General features: G+C 70.8%; 16 protein-coding genes. 9 read left to right on the top strand and 7 right to left on the bottom strand.

What is annotated here, in order from left to right; translation table 11 throughout:
- The first annotated feature begins 43 nt into the window (after nucleotides 1-43).
- The 7 genes from AB0L71_RS07510 (at nucleotide 44) to AB0L71_RS07480 (ending at nucleotide 5,692) form a co-directional block, all read left to right on the top strand.
- Nucleotides 44-709, top strand: coding sequence for an amino acid ABC transporter permease (locus AB0L71_RS07510; RefSeq protein ID WP_365239188.1), 666 nt, complete (start codon nucleotides 44-46; stop codon nucleotides 707-709).
- Nucleotides 706-1,617 (top strand): amino acid ABC transporter permease, encoded by a 912-nt coding sequence (locus AB0L71_RS07505; RefSeq protein WP_365239187.1) that lies wholly within the window; start codon nucleotides 706-708, stop codon nucleotides 1,615-1,617. Before AB0L71_RS07510 ends, AB0L71_RS07505 begins: the two co-directional genes overlap by 4 nt.
- Nucleotides 1,618-1,862: 245 nt before the next feature.
- Nucleotides 1,863-3,476 carry an FAD-dependent monooxygenase gene (locus tag AB0L71_RS07500; RefSeq protein WP_365239184.1) on the top strand — a complete coding sequence of 538 codons (1,614 nt, stop codon included), beginning with the start codon at nucleotides 1,863-1,865 and terminating at the stop codon, nucleotides 3,474-3,476.
- Nucleotides 3,419-3,595, top strand: coding sequence for a putative leader peptide (locus AB0L71_RS07495; RefSeq protein WP_365239181.1), 177 nt, complete (start codon nucleotides 3,419-3,421; stop codon nucleotides 3,593-3,595). The genes AB0L71_RS07500 and AB0L71_RS07495 overlap by 58 nt, the downstream gene beginning before the upstream one ends.
- 104 nt (nucleotides 3,596-3,699) lie before the next feature.
- Entirely contained in the window at nucleotides 3,700-4,218 is a 519-nt protein-coding gene (locus AB0L71_RS07490; protein WP_365239179.1) for a cysteine dioxygenase, read from the top strand.
- Nucleotides 4,215-4,622, top strand: coding sequence for a rhodanese-like domain-containing protein (locus AB0L71_RS07485; protein WP_365239176.1), 408 nt, complete (start codon nucleotides 4,215-4,217; stop codon nucleotides 4,620-4,622). Before AB0L71_RS07490 ends, AB0L71_RS07485 begins: the two co-directional genes overlap by 4 nt.
- A 425-nt stretch (nucleotides 4,623-5,047) precedes the next feature.
- Complete coding sequence (locus AB0L71_RS07480) at nucleotides 5,048-5,692, top strand: hypothetical protein (protein WP_365239174.1); 645 nt, start codon at nucleotides 5,048-5,050, stop codon at nucleotides 5,690-5,692.
- Nucleotides 5,693-5,723: 31 nt separating this feature from the next.
- On the opposite strand, the gene recX is transcribed toward AB0L71_RS07480, so the two are convergent.
- The 4 genes from recX to AB0L71_RS07460 all read right to left on the bottom strand — a co-directional run bounded on the left by recX (nucleotide 5,724) and on the right by AB0L71_RS07460 (nucleotide 9,514).
- Nucleotides 5,724-6,455 carry a recombination regulator RecX gene (gene recX / locus AB0L71_RS07475; protein WP_365239171.1) on the bottom strand — a complete coding sequence of 244 codons (732 nt, stop codon included), beginning with the start codon at nucleotides 6,453-6,455 and terminating at the stop codon, nucleotides 5,724-5,726.
- Nucleotides 6,456-6,458: 3 nt separating this feature from the next.
- Nucleotides 6,459-7,580, bottom strand: coding sequence for a recombinase RecA (gene recA, locus AB0L71_RS07470; protein ID WP_365239169.1), 1,122 nt, complete (start codon nucleotides 7,578-7,580; stop codon nucleotides 6,459-6,461).
- Between the two features lie 400 nt (nucleotides 7,581-7,980).
- Nucleotides 7,981-9,150, bottom strand: a complete 1,170-nt coding sequence (locus AB0L71_RS07465) for an AI-2E family transporter (protein ID WP_365239776.1) — start codon at nucleotides 9,148-9,150, stop codon at nucleotides 7,981-7,983.
- 169 nt (nucleotides 9,151-9,319) lie between these two features.
- Nucleotides 9,320-9,514 (bottom strand): DUF3046 domain-containing protein, encoded by a 195-nt coding sequence (locus AB0L71_RS07460; RefSeq protein ID WP_365239168.1) that lies wholly within the window; start codon nucleotides 9,512-9,514, stop codon nucleotides 9,320-9,322.
- A gap of 79 nt (nucleotides 9,515-9,593) precedes the next feature.
- Here AB0L71_RS07460 and AB0L71_RS07455 point away from each other — a divergent pair, with 79 nt between their 5' ends.
- Nucleotides 9,594-10,508 (top strand): hypothetical protein, encoded by a 915-nt coding sequence (locus AB0L71_RS07455; protein ID WP_365239165.1) that lies wholly within the window; start codon nucleotides 9,594-9,596, stop codon nucleotides 10,506-10,508.
- Between the two features lie 25 nt (nucleotides 10,509-10,533).
- Here the strand turns inward: AB0L71_RS07455 and AB0L71_RS07450 are convergent, their stop codons facing one another.
- From AB0L71_RS07450 to AB0L71_RS07440, 3 genes are all read right to left on the bottom strand, one after another.
- The gene (locus tag AB0L71_RS07450) at nucleotides 10,534-10,839 is read right to left on the bottom strand and encodes an AzlD domain-containing protein (RefSeq protein WP_365239163.1); all 306 of its coding nucleotides are present in this window, start codon (nucleotides 10,837-10,839) and stop codon (nucleotides 10,534-10,536) included.
- Nucleotides 10,836-11,570 carry an AzlC family ABC transporter permease gene (locus tag AB0L71_RS07445; RefSeq protein WP_365239774.1) on the bottom strand — a complete coding sequence of 245 codons (735 nt, stop codon included), beginning with the start codon at nucleotides 11,568-11,570 and terminating at the stop codon, nucleotides 10,836-10,838. The genes AB0L71_RS07450 and AB0L71_RS07445 overlap by 4 nt, the downstream gene beginning before the upstream one ends.
- 79 nt (nucleotides 11,571-11,649) lie before the next feature.
- Nucleotides 11,650-12,519, bottom strand: a complete 870-nt coding sequence (locus AB0L71_RS07440; RefSeq protein WP_365239160.1) for an AraC family transcriptional regulator — start codon at nucleotides 12,517-12,519, stop codon at nucleotides 11,650-11,652.
- Between the two features lie 81 nt (nucleotides 12,520-12,600).
- Between AB0L71_RS07440 and AB0L71_RS07435 the strand changes: the two genes are divergently transcribed.
- A complete protein-coding gene (locus AB0L71_RS07435; RefSeq protein ID WP_365239157.1) occupies nucleotides 12,601-17,283 on the top strand; it encodes a DEAD/DEAH box helicase in 4,683 nt (1,560 codons plus the stop codon).
- Nucleotides 17,284-17,372 lie beyond the last annotated feature (89 nt).

Here is a 17,372-nt window from a genome sequence, read left to right as displayed (position 1 = left end):
GGCGGCGCGCCGTGCCCTCCTACACGCGGAAGCACGGGAGATCGTGTTCGACTTTCTTGAAGGTTACGACCTGCTGGGGGCCTTCTGGGTGACGGTGCAGCTCACCGTCTACTCCGCCCTCGGCTCCCTCATATGGGGAACGCTGCTGGCCGGTATGAAGGTCAGCCCGGTCCCCTTGATGCGCGGCTTCGCCACCGCCTATGTGAACGTGGTCCGGAACATTCCGCTGACCGTGATCATCGTGTTCTCGTCGCTGGGTCTCTTCCAGACCCTCAACATCAGCCTCGGTGCCAGCGATTTCAAGGACATCAACTTCCGGCTCGCGGTGCTCGCCCTGGTCGCCTACACCTCCGCCTTTGTCTGCGAGGCGCTGCGCTCCGGGATCAACACGGTGCCGATCGGCCAGGCCGAGGCGGCACGTGCGCTCGGGCTGAGCTTCACCCAGGTACTGCGGCTGATCATTCTCCCGCAGGCGTTCCGCGCGGTCGTCAATCCGCTGTCCAATGTGCTGATCGCGCTGACGAAGAACACCACGGTCGCCTCCGCGATCGGGGTCGCCGAAGCCTCGTACCTGATGAAGGGCATGATCGAGGCCGAGGCCCAACTGATCCTGATCGCTGCCGTCTTCGCGTTCGGCTTCGTCGTTCTGACCCTCCCGACCGGCCTGATCCTCGGCTGGGTGAGCAAGAAGGTGGCGGTGAAGCGATGAGTTCCGTCCTCTACGACGCCCAGGGGCCGCGCGCCAAGCAGCGCAATGTCCTGTACACCGTGGTGTTCCTGCTGTGTGCCGCCGCGGTGGTGTGGTGGCTGTACGACAGCCTCGCCGAGAAGCACCAGCTCGACTGGATCAAGTGGAAGCCCTTCTTCACCAGCGTCCAGCCCTGGGAGACGTACATCTGGCCGGGCCTCCAGAACACGCTCAAGGCGGCGTTCTTCGCCCTGATCATCGCACTGCCGCTCGGTGCTCTGTTCGGCATCGGCCGGCTCTCGGACCACCGCTGGATGCGGGTGCCGGCCGGTGTGGTCGTGGAATTCTTCCGTGCCATCCCCGTGCTGATCCTGATGATCATCGCGAATGCGGTGTACGCCGAGTACACGAACATCAGCACCGACGCGCGGCCGCTGTACGCCGTGGTGACCGGCCTGGTCCTCTACAACGCCTCGGTGCTCGCCGAGATCGTGCGGGCCGGTATCCACTCCCTTCCGCGGGGCCAGACGGACGCGGCCAAGGCGATCGGCATGCGCAAGGGCCAGACCATGGTGTTCGTGCTGCTGCCGCAGGCGGTGACCGCGATGCTGCCCGCGATCGTCAGCCAGCTCGTCGTGATCGTCAAGGACACCGCACTCGGTGGCGCCATGATGACCTTCCCCGAGCTGCTGGCCTCGATCCGCCCGATGAGCGCGAACTACGGCGCGAACACCATCGCGTGCTTCACCGTCGTCGCCGTGATCTACATCGTCGTGAACTTCGCACTCACGTCGTTCGCGAGCTGGCTGGAGCGCCGGCTCCGGCGCACGAAGAAGGGCACGGGAGCGGTGGTCGGCGCGGCTCCCGGGGGCGGTCTGGAGACCATTGATGCTCCGGCGCTCAATGTCGAGGGCGAACGCGCCGTCTGACGGTAGGTCGATTCCCGCCTCCGAGGGGCGGTGGCACTGCTGCCACCGCCCCTCGCGCCGTTCCGGTGTCGCTTGACGCAGGCACCGGCAGTAGGTTGCATACGTTCTGTGATCGCGCACCGAACCCCCGCCGCCACATCTCCGCCTCCTCCCCCGCCCCCTGCGCCCTTTTCGCACCGTTCCCGCTGTTCATCCGCATCGCACATGCCGTGTGTGCCGTGCGAACCGACCGGGGGAGCCGCACCGTGGACCCGGTGATCGTCGTCGGCGCCGGGCCGGTCGGCCTGGTGCTGTCGCTCGCCCTCGCTGCGCAGGGCGTCCCGTCCGTTCTCCTCGACGAGGATCCGGACCGGGACGAGACGCGCCCCGCCCGCACGGTAGTCCTGCGCGAGGACACCGCGGCGCTGGTGGAACGGCTCGGCTGCAAAGCACTCCAGGACGAGAGCATCCGGTGGTCCGGCTGGCGGTCCATGCGGCGAAGGCAGCTGGTGCGTGAGCTGCCGCTCGGCGACGTCTCCCTGGGCGGTCCCTCGTTGCCGGCCCCCGTCCATCTGCCGCAGCACGCCCTGCTGCGCGGACTGCGGGACGCGGTGGCCGCGCAGGAGCTGGTACAGGTGGCTCCGAACAGCCGTCTCGACACGCTGGAACAGGACCCGGCCGGGGTCACGGTGCATACCAGGGAGCCGAACGCGACCTGGTGGCGCGGGAGTTACCTGGTGGGCTGCGACGGTGCCAGGTCCACCGCGCGCAAGCTCCTCGACATCCGCTTTCCCGGCCGTACGGCGGTGGAGCGGCACGCCGTCGCCGCGCTGCGCACCGAACTGCCCTGGCCCGGACAGGCCGTCCTGCACCGGCTTCCGCCCTGGCGCACGGGCGGAGCCGAAGTGACCGCACGGCCGTTGCCGGACGGGGCCTGGCGGCTGGACTGGCTCCTGCCGCCCCGCGGTGAACTCGTCACGCCGGACGCCCTGATCACCCGGGTCCGGGACACCCTGGCGGGCTGGTGCGGCGAGACACCCCCGTACGAACTCCTGGACACGGGTGTGTACACGTTGCACCACAGGCTCGCTCTGCGCTGGCGGGTGGGCCGGGCCTTCCTGGCCGGGGACGCCGCCCATCTGCTGGGCGCACTGGGCACTCAGGGACTCGACGAGGGGCTGCGGGACGCCGAGAACCTGGCGTGGAAGCTGGCCCAGGCCTGGCACCACGGCGCCTCCGACGTACTGCTCGACAGCTACCAGGCGGAGCGCCGCGCGGCGGTCGCCGCACGGCTGCGCGCGGCGGACCAGTCGTTGCCGATACTCCGCGGCGGCGGAGGTCTGCGGGCCATGGTCCCGGGGAGCGCACGGGGGCACGAATCCCTGCTCACCGACGGCCATCTGGGGTGTGGCCCCCTCGGTGCGCCCCCTTCCTACCCGCACTCGCCCCTTGCGCCCCCACGCGCCGAGGCGCACACATCCGTGAGCACGCCCCCCGGTGCGCCGGTCACCGACGTACGGGTGACAGCACCCGACGGCACCACCGTCCGGCTGCGTGAGCGGCTGGGGCAGGGGCGCCTCCTGGTGGTCCTGGTGGCACCCGGTACGGGGGTGTGGGAGCGACGGCACTGGATGACCGCAGGCGTCATGCCCCGCCTTGCGGCGGCTGTCGACGCGCTGCCGATGAAGGGGGAACTGCTGGTGGCCGAGAGCTATCCGGGAGCCCCGGCACACACCGTGCTGCTGGTCAGACCGGACGGTCACCTGGTGGCGTCGTTCGGCGGGGTACGGCCGAAGGAACTCTTCGCGGCGGCGGCCGCGACATGCGGCGGGGCGGCCCGTCTCTCCGCACCGTCCGACCGGACAGCGGACATCAATTGACCGGTGCAGGTGCCCATGGTGTACTCCGAACCGTGACCGACACCGATGTGCGCCTGTGGCGGAGGGTCCATATGGACCTGGTCCGCTATGCGGGCTGCGTGTGTCGTCCGTCCTGCTGAATCGCCTCTCCCTGCCGTGCCGTGTGCCCCGTCGCGCGGCCGTGCCATCCCCGCGAACCCTCAGGACGGTCGCTGTGTCCGCACCTTCGTCACCCTCTGTACGCATGCCCGCCTCCGCCGACGACGTCTCTGGCCCGACGGCCGCGGAGCTGCTCGATTTCGTCCGCCGCGTCGCCGCGGACGCCGAGACCATCGCCTCGCTTCCACTCGATCCCGACGGCCGTACCTGGGTCCCGCTCGAAGGTCCGGGCGGCAGCGAGGCCTGGCTGATCGGCTGGCCGCCGGGAACCGGCACCGGCTGGCACGACCACGCCGACTCGATCGGTGCCTTCACCACCGCGGCCGGCAGCCTCAGGGAGCTGTCGCTCGCCGCTCGTCTGCCCACGGACGGCTGGAAGACCCTCGAACTCGCCGAAGGCATCGACCGTTCCCGGCGGTTGGCCGCCGGCCAGGGCCGGGCATTCGGCCGCCACCACATCCATGAGGTGCTGAACGAGTCCGACACGGAGCATGCCGTCTCGGTCCATGCCTACTACCCGCCGCTGCCACGGATCCGGCGCTACAGCCGTACCGGCCAGGTACTCCGTCTTGAGCAGGTCGAACACCCGGAGGACTGGCAGTGACTGACAGTCGTGACTGGGGTGCGGAGCCGGTCGGGATCGACGAACTGCTGGAGCGGGTCCGATCCGGGTTCACCCGGATCGGACCCGCGGAAGCGGCCACCGCCGCTGCGGACGGGGCGCTGCTCGTCGACATCCGCTATGCGGAGCTGAGGGAACGGGACGGGCTGATTCCGGGGGCGCTGGTCGTCGAGCGCAACGAGCTGGAGTGGCGGCTGGACCCGCAGGGAAGTCACCGGGCGCCGGAGGCGGTGAGTCACGACCTCCGGATCGTGGTGGTCTGCAACGAGGGCTATGCGTCCAGCCTCGCCGTCTCCTCTCTGCACCGGCTCGGGCTGCACCGGGCAACCGACCTGATCGGCGGGTTCCAGGCGTGGCGCGCGGCGGGGCTCCCGGTCACGGCCTGACAGGCGGCGCCCGGCGGGGGTGCTCCGAAGGACGGGGTGTACGTCGCGAGCCGGACGGACGGCGCCCGGGCGGGGGCCGCCCCGAGGGACGGGGTGTGAGTCACAAGCCGGACCGGCGCGGCACCCCGGCCGGGGAATGCGACGCCGCAACGCATCAAGGCTCCATGGCCCGGGCATGACGGCCTCCCTCATGCGATCCCGGGCCCCGACCGGGCCGGTGGACATCGCGGCGGCCCAACGCGGCGGCCCGACGCGGCGGCCCGACATAGTGGTCCGGCGTGGTGGGAGCCGGCACCACCGGCGCGGCGACGGTCCCCCGAATCCGCCCCGACACACCCGAACGCCACACTCCAGTGGATCAATTTCCGGACATAGCGGACATTCACCTCAACACCAAGGACCGATGTGACGGAGACCTCTCACCGATGCCGACCCCCGCCCCCGCCCTCAGCCCCGACCAGTTCGACGTCCGCGCCGCCCGCCTCCATGACACCGAGGCATGGCAGCAGATCGTCTCCGGCTACGGCATCACCGCCCGCGACCCCCTGCCCCCCGCCTCTCCCGGTACGGGGGTCGAACCGGCGGACAGCCGTCCGGCCGACTGGCGAGAGCTGCTGTCCGTGCCCGTCGACCAGCTCATCGCGGACTCCGTCCGTGCCCTGCCTGCGACCGCGCCTCGCGAACGGCCCCTTCCCGGGCGTCTGGGTGCGATCCTCCCCGACCGGCTCCACGCCTGGCGACGAATCGGGCAGCCCGAGCTGCGCCCCTCGACCCATCTCGCCTACGCGCGGCGGATCCTGACCGAATGGGGCTGGCAGAACACCCCGTACCGATTGCGCAACGCCCGCGGCGCACGCTGCATCTGCGGCGCCCTCCTCACCGCGCATCGCCTCGGCTACGGCTCCCGCGACACCGTGGACCGGGCCGGCGCCTGGCTCATCGCCGAACTCCGCTGTCAGGGATGGACCGGGCTGATCGGACCCTGGAACCGGCATCCCGGTCGCACCGCCGCAGATGCGCTCGCCCTGATCGATGCCACCATCAGCCGGGCCGCGCGCGCCGGGCAGTGATCCCCCACCGCCTGCCACGGTACGGAACAGGTCAGAAGGGTTCGTCCAGGCCTTCCGTGTCCTCGCCCTCGCCCTCCAGCGCCTGCCGCACCACGCGCAGGGCCATGCCTTCCCCGTATCCCTTGCGGGCGAGCATGCCCGCCAGGCGTCGCAGCCGCTTGTCACGGTCCAGGCCGCGAGTGGACCGCAGCTTGCGCGCCACCAGCTCCCGGGCGGTCGCCTCCTCCTGCTCGGAGTCGAGTTGTCCGACGGCCTCGTCGATCACTGCCGGGTCCACGCCCTTGGTGCGCAGCTCACGAACGAGAGCCCGGCGAGCCAGCCCTCGGCCGTGGTGCCGGGACTCCACCCAGGCATCGGCGAACGCGGCATCGTCGATCAGCCCGACGTCCTCGAAGCGCGAGAGCACTTCTTCGGCCGCCTCATCCGGGATCTCCCGCTTGCGCAGGGCATCCGCCAGCTGTTTCCGGGTGCGCGGCGTCCCGGTCAGCAGCCGCAGGCAGATATTGCGCGCCTGTTCGACCGGGTCTCGCGGCTCCCCCTTCTCGGCCCTCGACGAGGAAGGGGAGCCGCTGCTTCTGGAGCGGGAGCGGGCACGACGCCCCGCGCCCTCACCGAATCCGGTGCCCGAGCGGGTGCCACGACCGGATCCGGTCTCCGGTTCGTACGCCCCCTCGGACCCGGCCGGGTACCCGGCGGCAGATCCAGAGCCGGGCCCGGCGCCATGCTCAATGGCAGTGACCGGCCACTCCGTACGACGCGTCACGGTCTAGCTCTTGGCCGCCGCGGTCTTGGCCGGCTTGCTCCGGCCGGCCGGAGCGGTCGCCGGCTTCGCACTGTCGGCCGCGGCACCGTCCGCCGCGGTCGCACCGGGCTCGGCAGCATCGGCATCCGGCCTGACACCGACGCCCAGCTTCTCGAGGATCTTCTTCTCGATCTCATTGGCGAGATCGGGATTGTCCTTGAGGAAGTTACGGGCGTTCTCCTTGCCCTGGCCGAGCTGATCGCCCTCGTACGTGTACCAGGCGCCCGCCTTGCGGACGAAGCCGTGCTCCACGCCCATGTCGATCAGACCGCCCTCGCGGCTGATGCCCTGGCCGTACAGGATGTCGAACTCGGCCTGCTTGAAGGGCGGAGCGACCTTGTTCTTGACGACCTTGACGCGCGTGCGGTTACCGACGGCCTCGGTGCCGTCCTTCAGCGTCTCGATCCGGCGGATGTCGAGACGCACCGAGGCGTAGAACTTGAGCGCCCGGCCACCGGTCGTGGTCTCCGGCGAGCCGAACATCACACCGATCTTCTCGCGGAGCTGGTTGATGAAGATCGCGGTGGTCTTGGACTGGTTGAGCGCGCTGGTGATCTTGCGGAGCGCCTGGCTCATCAGGCGGGCCTGCAGACCCACGTGCGAGTCGCCCATCTCACCCTCGATCTCCGCGCGCGGCACGAGCGCCGCGACGGAGTCGATGACGATCAGGTCGAGAGCGCCGGACCGGACCAGCATGTCCACGATTTCGAGGGCCTGCTCGCCGTTGTCCGGCTGGGACAGGATGAGGCTGTCGATGTCGACGCCGAGCTTCTTCGCGTACTCGGGGTCGAGGGCGTGCTCCGCGTCGATGAAGGCCACCGAGCCGCCGAGCTTCTGCGCATTCGCCACCGCGTGCAGCGTCAGCGTCGTCTTGCCGGAGGACTCCGGTCCGTAGACCTCCACCACGCGGCCGCGCGGCAGGCCGCCGACGCCGAGGGCCACATCGAGGGCAGTCGACCCGGTGGGGATCACCTCGATGGGCTCGTTCGGCCGCTCGCCCAGGCGCATCACCGCACCCTTGCCGAATTGCCGTTCAATCTGCGCGAGTGCGGCGTCCAGCGCCTTCTCGCGGTCGGTTCCTGCCATGGGTTCCACCCGATTTGCTTGAGTCGATCGCTTCACGTCAAAGACGCTAACCCCTGCCACTGACAACGGGCCTCGACGTCCTCCCGGCCTGTGGACAACTCCACGGTCGGGCCCGGGAAAACCCGGCCGGAATCCCATGAGAATGGATGTTCGATTTTCGTGTCAAGCGCACCACGCCGGACCGGTTCGCCCCCAGGGTAGCCCCCTAGCTCCCCATCCGATCAGAGTCAACTTCGCGTGAGGAACGCCACATAAAATTCCGGCTCTACAGGGACAAAAAGTGGGCCATTTACTCCGCTCATCGGAGGTGTCACGGAGAACGAAGAGCCATGGAATCGCTGTTCGCTCAGGGCCGCCGAAGAGACGACCGCCCCGAGGCAGGCCCCGGCCGATGCCCCGCTCAGGCGTTGTCCGGATGCTCCCCGGCCTCACCCTGTCCCACGCCCCGGCCCCCATCGCCCTCGGCGGTCCGCCGGAACCAGCGCGGCCGCGTGACCGCCGGTTCGCCACGTCGTGGGTCGCGGCCGAACACCCGTGGGTCCTCCGTCACGTCGTACCGCTTCACATAGGTCCCGAGGAACGCCTGGAGTGTGGCGACGGCCGGGATCGCGATCAGCGCACCCACGGCACCCATGAGCGCCGTGCCCACGATGACCGATCCGAAGGCGACCGCCGGATGGATGTCGACCGTCCTGGAGGTGAGCTTGGGCTGCAACGCGTAGTTCTCGAACTGCTGGTAGATCACGACGAACCCGAGCACCCACACCGCGTACCAGGGGTCGATGGTGAACGCGATCAGCATCGGCAGGGCCCCGGCCAGGTACGTACCGATCGTGGGGACGAACTGGGAGACCAGTCCGACCCAGATGGCGAGCGCGGGCGCGTACGGGACCCCCAGGATCACCAGCAGGACGTAGTGCGCGATCCCGGAGATGAGCGCCATCAGGCCGCGCGAGTAGAGATAGCCGCCGGTCTTGGCGACCGCGATCTCCCAGGCCCGCATCGCCTCGGCCTGCTTGGCGGGAGGCAGTACGGAACACAGAGCGCGCCTCAGCCTGGGGCCGTCGGCGGCGAAGTAGAACGAGAACAGGAAGATCGTCAGCAGACGGAACAGCCCGCCGAGCACGGTGGTCGATATGTCGAGCACCCCGGTCGCGCTGTTCTGGACGTACTTCTGCAGCCAGTCGGAGTGCAGCACACTGTCCTGGACCTCGACCCGGGAGAGCTCGGTGTGGAAGGTCTGGTTGACCCAGTTGATCACCGAGTCCAGATACTTCGGGAACCCCTCGACCATGTCGACGATCTGGCCCGCGAGCATCGAGCCGAGCAGTACGACGAATCCGGTCGTGGCCACCAGCACGACGAGGAAGACCAGGAAGGTGGCGACGCCTCGGCGCATGCCGCGCGCCGACATCCGGCTCACCGCAGGCTCGATGGCGAGGGCCAGGAAGAACGCGATCAACACATTGATCAGCAGCCCGATGAGCTGGTCGAACGCCCAGCTGCCGAGCCGGAAACAGCCGTAGAGCGCCAGGGCGAGCACCATGGCCCGCGGCAGCCACGCGGGCATACGGGCCGGCCCGCCACCGGACGGCTGGGCCGCCGGGGCGGGCTGGGGAAGAGGTGTCTGGGTCGGGGCTGTCTCGTCTGTCGGTGACACGGCTCCAGTCTCGCCTACTGTCGTGGGAATCGGTGTCCTGCCCCGGGCGCCCCCGGGTCCGGCGGCTGCGAGGCGGGGGTCAGCGCTTTTCGGCAGGGATGCCTACCGCCGTACAGACGGCACGCCAGACATCCTTGGTCTCCCAGCCCGCGGCCAGTGCCTGGTGCACCGTCTGCCCGCCGAGCTCGGCCATCACATGATCGCGCGCAAAGGAATCGGCGTACGCCCCGCCGAAGTGGTCCGCCATCCGTTCCCAGAAAATCGTCAACCGCATGACCCCAGTATCCCGCTCCTGAGAGTGCAGCCGGGCCGTAGAGTGGTGCCGGAAGCGCGTACCGCCCTACGGTCGGTCCATGGCTGGAACCGGAACAAGTCCCCTCCACCGTGCCGAGCAGTTCATCTGGCTGACGGCCCGTGTCCTGGAACAGCGGCGGTTCGCCCATCTTTTCCTGAACGGAAGTGCGGAGGCCGTCGAGACGGCGCTCGCCGCCTACCTGAACGAGGACGGCGGATACGGGCACGCGCTCGAACCCGATCTGCGCGGCCCCGTCAGTCAGCCACTGCACACCGCGCACGCGCTCAACGTCCTCGACGCCATCGGCCACTGCAACGGACCGCGGATCGAGCGGATCTGCCGCTTCCTCACCGCCGTGTCCACCAAGGAGGGGGCGCTGCCCGCACTCCTGCCGTCACAACGTGGCTATCCGGTCGCACCGTTCATCCCGATCACGGACGATCCGCCCGCGGAACTGCTGGCCACCGGGCCCGTCGTCGGGCTCCTGCACCGCAACACGGTGTGGCATGCCTGGCTGTTCCGGGCCACCGATTTCTGCTGGGCGGCTGTCGACGCGCTGGACCGGTCGCATCCGTACGAGATCGAGGCGGCGCTCGCCTTTCTCGACGACGTTCCGGACAGGGGCCGGGCGGAGGCGGCGGCCGGCCGGCTCGGCCGGCTGGTGCGGGAACAGCGGCTCGCCGTCCTGGATCCGGAACGGCGAGCGGAGTACCCGGTGGCGGCCGGATACGCGCCGGGTGAGCAGCACTTCCCGTACGACTACGCCCGTACACCAGATTCGCTCGCCCGCCGTTGGTTCACCGACGACGAGATGGCCCGCTCGCTCGATCATCTTGCGGCCGGACAACAGGCGGACGGCGGCTGGCCGGTGGACTGGCGGCAGTGGGCACCGGGGACGGCTCTGGAGGGCCGGCCCCTCGTGACGCTCAAGGCGCTTCTGACCCTGCGCGCCCACGGACGCAGTCTCGACTGAGGGCGAACAGGCGCCGGTCACGGCACTACCCGAGGGCACGGACCCCGGCTGTGACGACCACGGCAGCCCCCACGACCACGAGAAAGGGCGCGCGCAGGACCAGCGCGAGCGCCGCCGCGGCAAGACCCGCGCCTCTGGCGTCCACAGCCAGGTGGTGCCCGTCTCCGAACGTCTGCTGCGCGGTGAGTGCGGCCAGGAGGGCCACGGGCAGGAGCGCGGCAAGACGCTGCGTGAGGGGACGTTCCAACAGTCCGGCGGGCACCAGCAGTCCGAGCAGTTTGGTGAGGTAGCAGCCCACGGCGGTCAGCGCGATGGCGATCCAGACGTTCATCGGGCCTCCTCCGTGGTGGCCGCGCCCCGGTTCCTTCTCTTCCGGTGTCCGCTCAGGAAAAGGACAGTGGGTGCGGCGAGCGCGGACACCAGGACGGGAACGCCCGCCGGCAGCACCGGTAGCAGTCCGAGGGCGAGCAGGACCGCGATCGCGGCCGTGATGCGTTCCGCGGTGCTCTTCAGCATCGGCGCGAGCAAGGCGAGAAAGACCGCGGGGGACGCCGCGTCCAGCCCCCAGGTTTCGGTGTCGCCGAGTGCCTCGGCACCGAGGGCGCCCAGCAGCGTGGTCAGGTTCCAGAGCACGTAGAGAGTGAGTCCGGTGACCGCGAACCCGATCCGTGCGGCCCGCCGGGTGGGCTGCGGCAGCGTCACGGCGGTCGTCTCGTCGATGACCCACTGTGCGGCGAAGGGGCGGATCGCCCGCGGAAGGGCGAGCAGCTGGGACAGCCGCAGACCGTAGAACGAGTTGCGTACGCCCAGGAAGAAGGCGCCGGCGGCAGCGGTGTACGGATTGCCGCCCGCCGCGAGGGCTCCCACGAGGGCGAACTGCGAGGCGCCGGTGAAGACGGCGAGGCTGAGCACACAGGTCTGCAACGGGCTCAGTCCGCAGCCGGCCGAGGTCACGCCGAAGGCGAAGCCGGACACTCCGACGGCTATGCCGACGCCCAGGGCATCGCGTACGACGGCCGCGTCGGACTTCGCCCCGGCCAGGTCCGGCGAGGCGACGGGGATGGTCGCAGCACCGTCGGACGTGCCGACTGCTGCGCCGATGCCCTCGGGAAGGGTTATCTGTTCTGCCACGGCCTGAACGCTACGCAGTCAGGTCACGACCGGTCTTGTACGTTCCTGCACGTTCGCGCTGGTACGCGCCGGGTGGTACTCCCACGATCCTGGTGAAATGCCGGTTCAGATGCGGCTGGTCGGTGAAGCCGACCTCGGCCGCCGCCCGCGCGGGCGTCGTCCCCGCGTCGAGCATCCGGCGTGCGGCCCGCACCCGGGCATCGGTGAGCCACGCGTGCGGCGGCATCCCGTACTGCTTCTTGAAGGCCCTCAGCAGCGCGAACGGGCTGGTGCCAAGCTCCGCCGCCAGCTCCTCCAGCGTGGGCGGCCCGGACATCCTGTCCTCCAGCACCGCCCGTGCCCGGTCCGCGGCGCGGGCACCCGCGGACCGCGGCAGGCGGGCGGGGAGCGGACCGCCGTACAGACTGAGCAGCCGCGCGACCACCACCCGCAGCAGGGTGTCCGCGGCAAGGGCGTTGCCCTCCTCGGCGGCCCGGTGGACCCCGCCGATCAGTCGTGCGGCGTGCGGGTCCAGGACGCTGCTCTCGGCGAATCCGACCGAACCGCGCAGGCTCGTCGTCTCGGCCGCGATGGCGTCGATCACCTGCGCGGACGGGTACAGCGTGGCGTACGCCCACCCCTCGGGAGCGCCCGCGCGGGCGGTGTGCGGCACCTCCGGATTGATCAGGACGACGGCGCCCGGGCCCGCGTGGAGGGTGCCGCCGGGCAGTCCGACGTCCTCCACCCCGCCGGTGACGGACGCCAAGACGTACTCCGCGTGACTGTGGCGGGGGAAGGCATGGCGCACGTAGCGGGCCCGCAGCAGATCGAGACCTGGCAGGTCCGCGTACCGCCAGTGCCTCGCCCACTCCTCCGATCCCGACTCCGGTCCTGCCGCCATGGACGCATTCTCCCAGCTCCTGGGGCGGTCGCCGGTGGTCGTCCACGGCCGTTGTCAGTGGCGGGGTGCACGATGGGGGACATGGCCGGCTCTGCGCTCGACTCGTTTTCCCCTGCGACCCGCAGCTGGTTCACGGGTGCCTTCAGCGCGCCCACCGCCGCGCAGGAGGGCGCCTGGCGTGCGATCGGGGCGGGTTCGGACGTGCTGGTCGTCGCCCCGACCGGCTCCGGCAAGACGCTGGCCGCGTTTCTCGCCGCGCTGGACGACCTGGTGTCCGTCCCGCCGCCCGCCGACGCGAAGAAGCGCTGCCGGGTGCTGTACGTCTCCCCTCTCAAGGCCCTCGCCGTCGACGTGGAGCGCAATCTGCGCTCACCGCTGACGGGCATCCGCCAGGAGTCGGTGCGCCTGGGGCTGCCGGAGCCCGAGGTCCGGGTGGGGATCCGCTCCGGCGACACCCCGCCCGCCGAGCGCCGCTCGATGGCGAACCGGCCGCCGGACATCCTGATCACCACGCCCGAGTCGCTGTTCCTGATGCTGACGTCGTCGGCCCGGGAGGCGCTGTCCGGCGTCGAGACGGTGATCCTCGACGAAGTGCATGCTGTGGCGGGCACGAAGCGGGGCGCCCACCTCGCCCTGTCGCTGGAACGTCTCGACGAACTGCTGCCGCGGCCCGCGCGCCGGATCGGACTGTCGGCCACGGTCCGTCCGGTCGACGAGGTGGCGCGCTTCCTTTCACCACAACGGAAGGTCGAGATCGTCCAGCCGCCGTCCACCAAGCGGTTCGAGCTCTCGGTCGTCGTGCCGGTCGAGGATCTGGGCGAGCTCGGCGGCTCCCCCGCCACCGACCCCGACCAGGCAGGTCAGGCGGACAAGCCGTCGATCTGGCCGCACGTCGAGGAGCGCATCGTCGACCTCGTCCAGGCGCACCGCTCCACCATCGTCTTCGCGAACTCCCGCCGTCTCGCGGAGCGGCTGTGCAACCGGCTGAACGAGATCGCTTACGAACGGGCCACCGGAACCGTTCTCGATGAGGACGGTTCCGCCCCGCCCCTGCCGGAGGCCCACTCCCCTGCCCAGGTCATGGCCCAGTCGGGTGCGGCGAAGGGCGCCCCCGCGCTGCTCGCCCGCGCCCACCACGGTTCGGTCTCCAAGGAACAGCGCGCCCAGGTCGAGGAGGACCTCAAGGCGGGCAGGCTGCCGGCCGTGGTCGCCACCTCCAGTCTGGAGCTGGGCATCGACATGGGAGCGGTCGACCTGGTGATCCAGGTGGAGTCCCCGCCGTCGGTCGCCTCCGGGCTGCAGCGGGTCGGCCGGGCCGGGCACCAGGTCGGTGCGGTCTCCACCGGAGTGGTCTTTCCCAAGTACCGGGGCGATCTGGTGCAGGCGGCCGTGGTCACGGAACGGATGCGCGAGGGTTCCATCGAGGCACTCCGCGTCCCGGCCAACCCGCTCGACGTGCTGGCCCAGCAGCTTGTCGCAATGGTGGCCCTGGACAGCTGGCAGGTGGACGACCTGCTGGCCGTGACCCGCCGCGCCGCCCCCTTCGCCTCCCTGCCCGAGTCGGCGTTCCTCGCCGTGCTGGACATGCTCGCCGGGCGGTATCCGTCCGATGCCTTCGCCGAGTTGCGCCCGCGGGTGGTCTGGGACCGGGTGGCCGGTACGGTCACCGGCCGACCGGGCGCCCAGCGGCTGGCCGTCACCTCCGGCGGGACCATCCCCGACCGCGGGCTCTTCGGGGTCTTCCTCGCCGGGGCGGACCCCAAGAAGGGCGGCGGCCGGGTCGGTGAGCTCGACGAGGAGATGGTGTACGAGTCCCGGGTCGGTGATGTCTTCACCCTGGGCACCACGTCGTGGCGGATCGAGGACATCACCCGTGACCGGGTCCTGGTCTCCCCCGCCCCCGGAGTTCCCGGCCGGCTGCCGTTCTGGAAGGGCGACCAGCTGGGCCGTCCGCTGGAGCTGGGCCGTGCGTTGGGTGCGTTCCTCCGTGAGATCGGCGGTCTGTCCCGTGAGGATGCCCGGCAGCGTCTGCTCGCTGCCGGTCTCGACGACTGGGCGGCCGACAACACCTTGTCGTACATCGACGAACAGCGTCGCGCCTGCGGTCACGTACCGGACGACCGGACCATCCTCGTCGAGCGCTTCCGTGACGAGCTGGGTGACTGGCGGGTCGTCGTCCACTCCCCGTTCGGCGCGCAGGTCCATGCCCCGTGGGCGCTGGCGCTGAACGCACGCCTCGCCGAGCGGTACGGCATGGACGCCCAGGTGATGCACGCCGACGACGGCATCGTGCTGCGGCTGCCCGACGCCGACCTGATGGGCCTGGACCTCCTGGACTTCGATCCGGCGCAGGACCCCGCCCAGGAACCGACACCGCTGCCGGGCTCCTCGTACGACAGCGGGCAACCACCGGTCGGCGCCGCGGACGTGACGTTCGACCGGGGGGAGATCAGCCAGATCGTCACCGACCAGGTGGGCGGATCGGCCCTGTTCGCCTCACGGTTCCGCGAATGCGCGGCGCGCGCCCTGCTGTTGCCACGGCGCAGCCCCGGCCGACGCACCCCGCTCTGGCAGCAGCGCCAACGCGCCGCGCAACTCCTGCAGGTCGCCTCCGAGTTCGGCTCCTTCCCGATCGTCCTGGAGGCGGTCCGCGAATGCCTGCAGGACGTCTTCGACGTCCCCGGGCTGGCAGAGCTCATGGGCGACCTCGAAGCACGCCGTGTCCGGCTGGTCGAGGTGACCACCCCGGAGCCCTCACCCTTCGCCCGCTCACTCCTGTTCGGCTATGTCGCCCAGTTCCTGTACGAGGGCGATTCGCCCCTCGCCGAACGGCGGGCCGCAGCCCTCTCCCTCGACTCCCATCTGCTGGCCGAGCTGCTCGGCCAGGCCGAGCTGCGCGAGCTGCTCGATGCCGATGTCCTGACCGAACTGGAGCAGGAACTCCAGTGGCTGACCGAGGACCGCCGGGTCAAGGACATCGAGGGGGTCGCCGATCTCCTCCGGGTTCTCGGTCCGCTCACCGACGACGAGTTGGCCGCGCGCGGCGCCCAGCCTCCCTGGGCTCCGGAGCTCTCCGCCGCCCGTCGGGCCATTCGGGTCCGGATCGCCGGAGCGGACCACTGGGCCGCGATCGAGGACGCGGGACGGCTGCGCGATGCCCTGGGCACGGCCCTCCCGGTCGGGGTTCCCGAAGCCTTCACCGAGCCGGTGAAGGACCCACTCGGCGATCTTCTCGCCCGATTCGCGCGCACCCACGGCCCGTTCACCTCCTCCGGGGCCGCCGCCCGTTTCGGTCTCGGCACAGCTGTCACGGGCGGTGCGCTGCAACGGCTGGCTGCCACCGGCCGGATCGTCCAGGGCGAATTCCACCCCGCCGGCATCGGCCAGGAGTGGTGCGATGCCACCGTGCTGCGCCGACTGCGCCGTCGCTCGCTCGCCGCGCTCCGCCATGAGCTGGAACCGGTCCCACCCGCCGCGCTCGCCGCCTTCCTGCCCCAGTGGCAGCACCTGGGCGACCACGGTCTGCGCGGAATCGACGGACTGGCCCGCACCATCGAACAGTTGCAGGGCGCGCCCGTCCCTGCGTCGGCCCTGGAGAAACTGATCCTGCCGGCCCGGATCGCCGACTACTCCCCCGCGCTGCTCGACGAGTTGACCACCACCGGCGAGGTCATCTGGGCCGGTGCGGGTGCCCTTCCCGGCAAGGACGGCTGGGTGTCGCTCTATCTCGCCGACAGTGCCCCCCTGCTCCTCCCACCGCCGCACCCCCTCGAACCGACCGCGTTGCACGCGTCCGTCCTCACAGCCCTGACCGGCGGATACGGGCTGTTCTTCCGGCAGATCGCCGACCAGGTGCGCGCCACCACCCACCCGGACTGCACCGATCCGCAACTGGCGGAAGCCATCTGGGACCTGGCCTGGTCGGGCCGGCTCACCAATGACACGCTCGCCCCGCTGCGTTCGCTCCTCGGCTCCGGCCGCACGGCAGGGTCGACCGCTCACCGCGCCAGACGCAACGTCCCCCGCGGACGTTACGGCTCGCTCGGCACCGCCGGTCGGCCCGCGTCCCGGACCGGACCGCCCACCGTCTCGGGCCGTTGGTCCCTGCTGCCCACCACTGAGCCCGATCCCACGCACCGTGCGCACGCCCTGGCCCGCACCCTCCTCGACCGGCACGGCGTGGTGACGCGCGGCGCGGTCCAGGCCGAAGGTGTCGAGGGCGGCTTCTCCGCCGCGTACCGTGTGCTCTCCGCCTTCGAGGACAACGGGCAGGCCCGGCGCGGCTATGTCGTCGAGGGCCTGGGAGCGGCCCAGTTCGCGATGGACGGCGCGGTCGACCGGCTGCGCGCCACCTCCACCGCTCGCGACCGCGCGGAACCGGGCACCGCCTCCCGCGCCCTGGTCCTCGCCGCGGCGGACCCGGCGAATGCCTACGGTGCGGCACTGCCCTGGCCCGATGCGCCGGACGGCTCCGGACACAAACCCGGCCGCAAGGCGGGTGCCCTGGTGGTCCTGGTCGACGGCGAACTGATCATGTACATGGAGCGCGGCGGCAAGACGCTGCTGGCCTGGCCCACCGACCCGGAGGATCCGGCGCTCCTGGCAGCCGCCGCGGCGCTGGCCGCGGCAGCCCGCGCGGGATCGCTCGGCACGATCACGGTGGAACGCACCAATGGCGCCGCGGCCCTGACCTCACCGCTCGGCCGGACGCTGGAGGCGGCCGGGTTCCTTGCCACCCCGCGGGGACTCCGCCTGCGCGCCTGACCCACCGGCGCGTCTCACGCCACCACCCGCCACAACCGCCCCAGCTCCCGCGCAGATCCCCTCCGCGCCTGCTGCACCGCCACGCCCCG

The organism is Streptomyces sp. NPDC052052 (genome assembly GCF_040680455.1).
Taxonomy (GTDB): domain Bacteria; phylum Actinomycetota; class Actinomycetes; order Streptomycetales; family Streptomycetaceae; genus Streptomyces.
Note: the sequence above shows the minus strand (reverse complement) of the source record. Positions and strands in the feature narration are given on the sequence as shown.

Coding starts and splice junctions, on each gene's coding strand:
- AB0L71_RS07505 (WP_365239187.1), top strand. CDS start 706: ATGAGTTCCGTCCTCTACGACGCCCAGGGGCCGCGCGCCAAGCAGCGC.
- AB0L71_RS07495 (WP_365239181.1), top strand. CDS start 3,419: ATGCGGCGGGGCGGCCCGTCTCTCCGCACCGTCCGACCGGACAGCGGA.
- AB0L71_RS07450 (WP_365239163.1), bottom strand. CDS start 10,839: ATGAACGTCTGGATCGCCATCGCGCTGACCGCCGTGGGCTGCTACCTC.
- AB0L71_RS07455 (WP_365239165.1), top strand. CDS start 9,594: ATGGCTGGAACCGGAACAAGTCCCCTCCACCGTGCCGAGCAGTTCATC.
- AB0L71_RS07440 (WP_365239160.1), bottom strand. CDS start 12,519: ATGGCGGCAGGACCGGAGTCGGGATCGGAGGAGTGGGCGAGGCACTGG.
- recA (WP_365239169.1), bottom strand. CDS start 7,580: ATGGCAGGAACCGACCGCGAGAAGGCGCTGGACGCCGCACTCGCGCAG.
- AB0L71_RS07490 (WP_365239179.1), top strand. CDS start 3,700: ATGCCCGCCTCCGCCGACGACGTCTCTGGCCCGACGGCCGCGGAGCTG.
- AB0L71_RS07435 (WP_365239157.1), top strand. CDS start 12,601: ATGGCCGGCTCTGCGCTCGACTCGTTTTCCCCTGCGACCCGCAGCTGG.
- AB0L71_RS07460 (WP_365239168.1), bottom strand. CDS start 9,514: ATGCGGTTGACGATTTTCTGGGAACGGATGGCGGACCACTTCGGCGGG.
- AB0L71_RS07465 (WP_365239776.1), bottom strand. CDS start 9,150: ATGCCCGCGTGGCTGCCGCGGGCCATGGTGCTCGCCCTGGCGCTCTAC.
- AB0L71_RS07480 (WP_365239174.1), top strand. CDS start 5,048: ATGCCGACCCCCGCCCCCGCCCTCAGCCCCGACCAGTTCGACGTCCGC.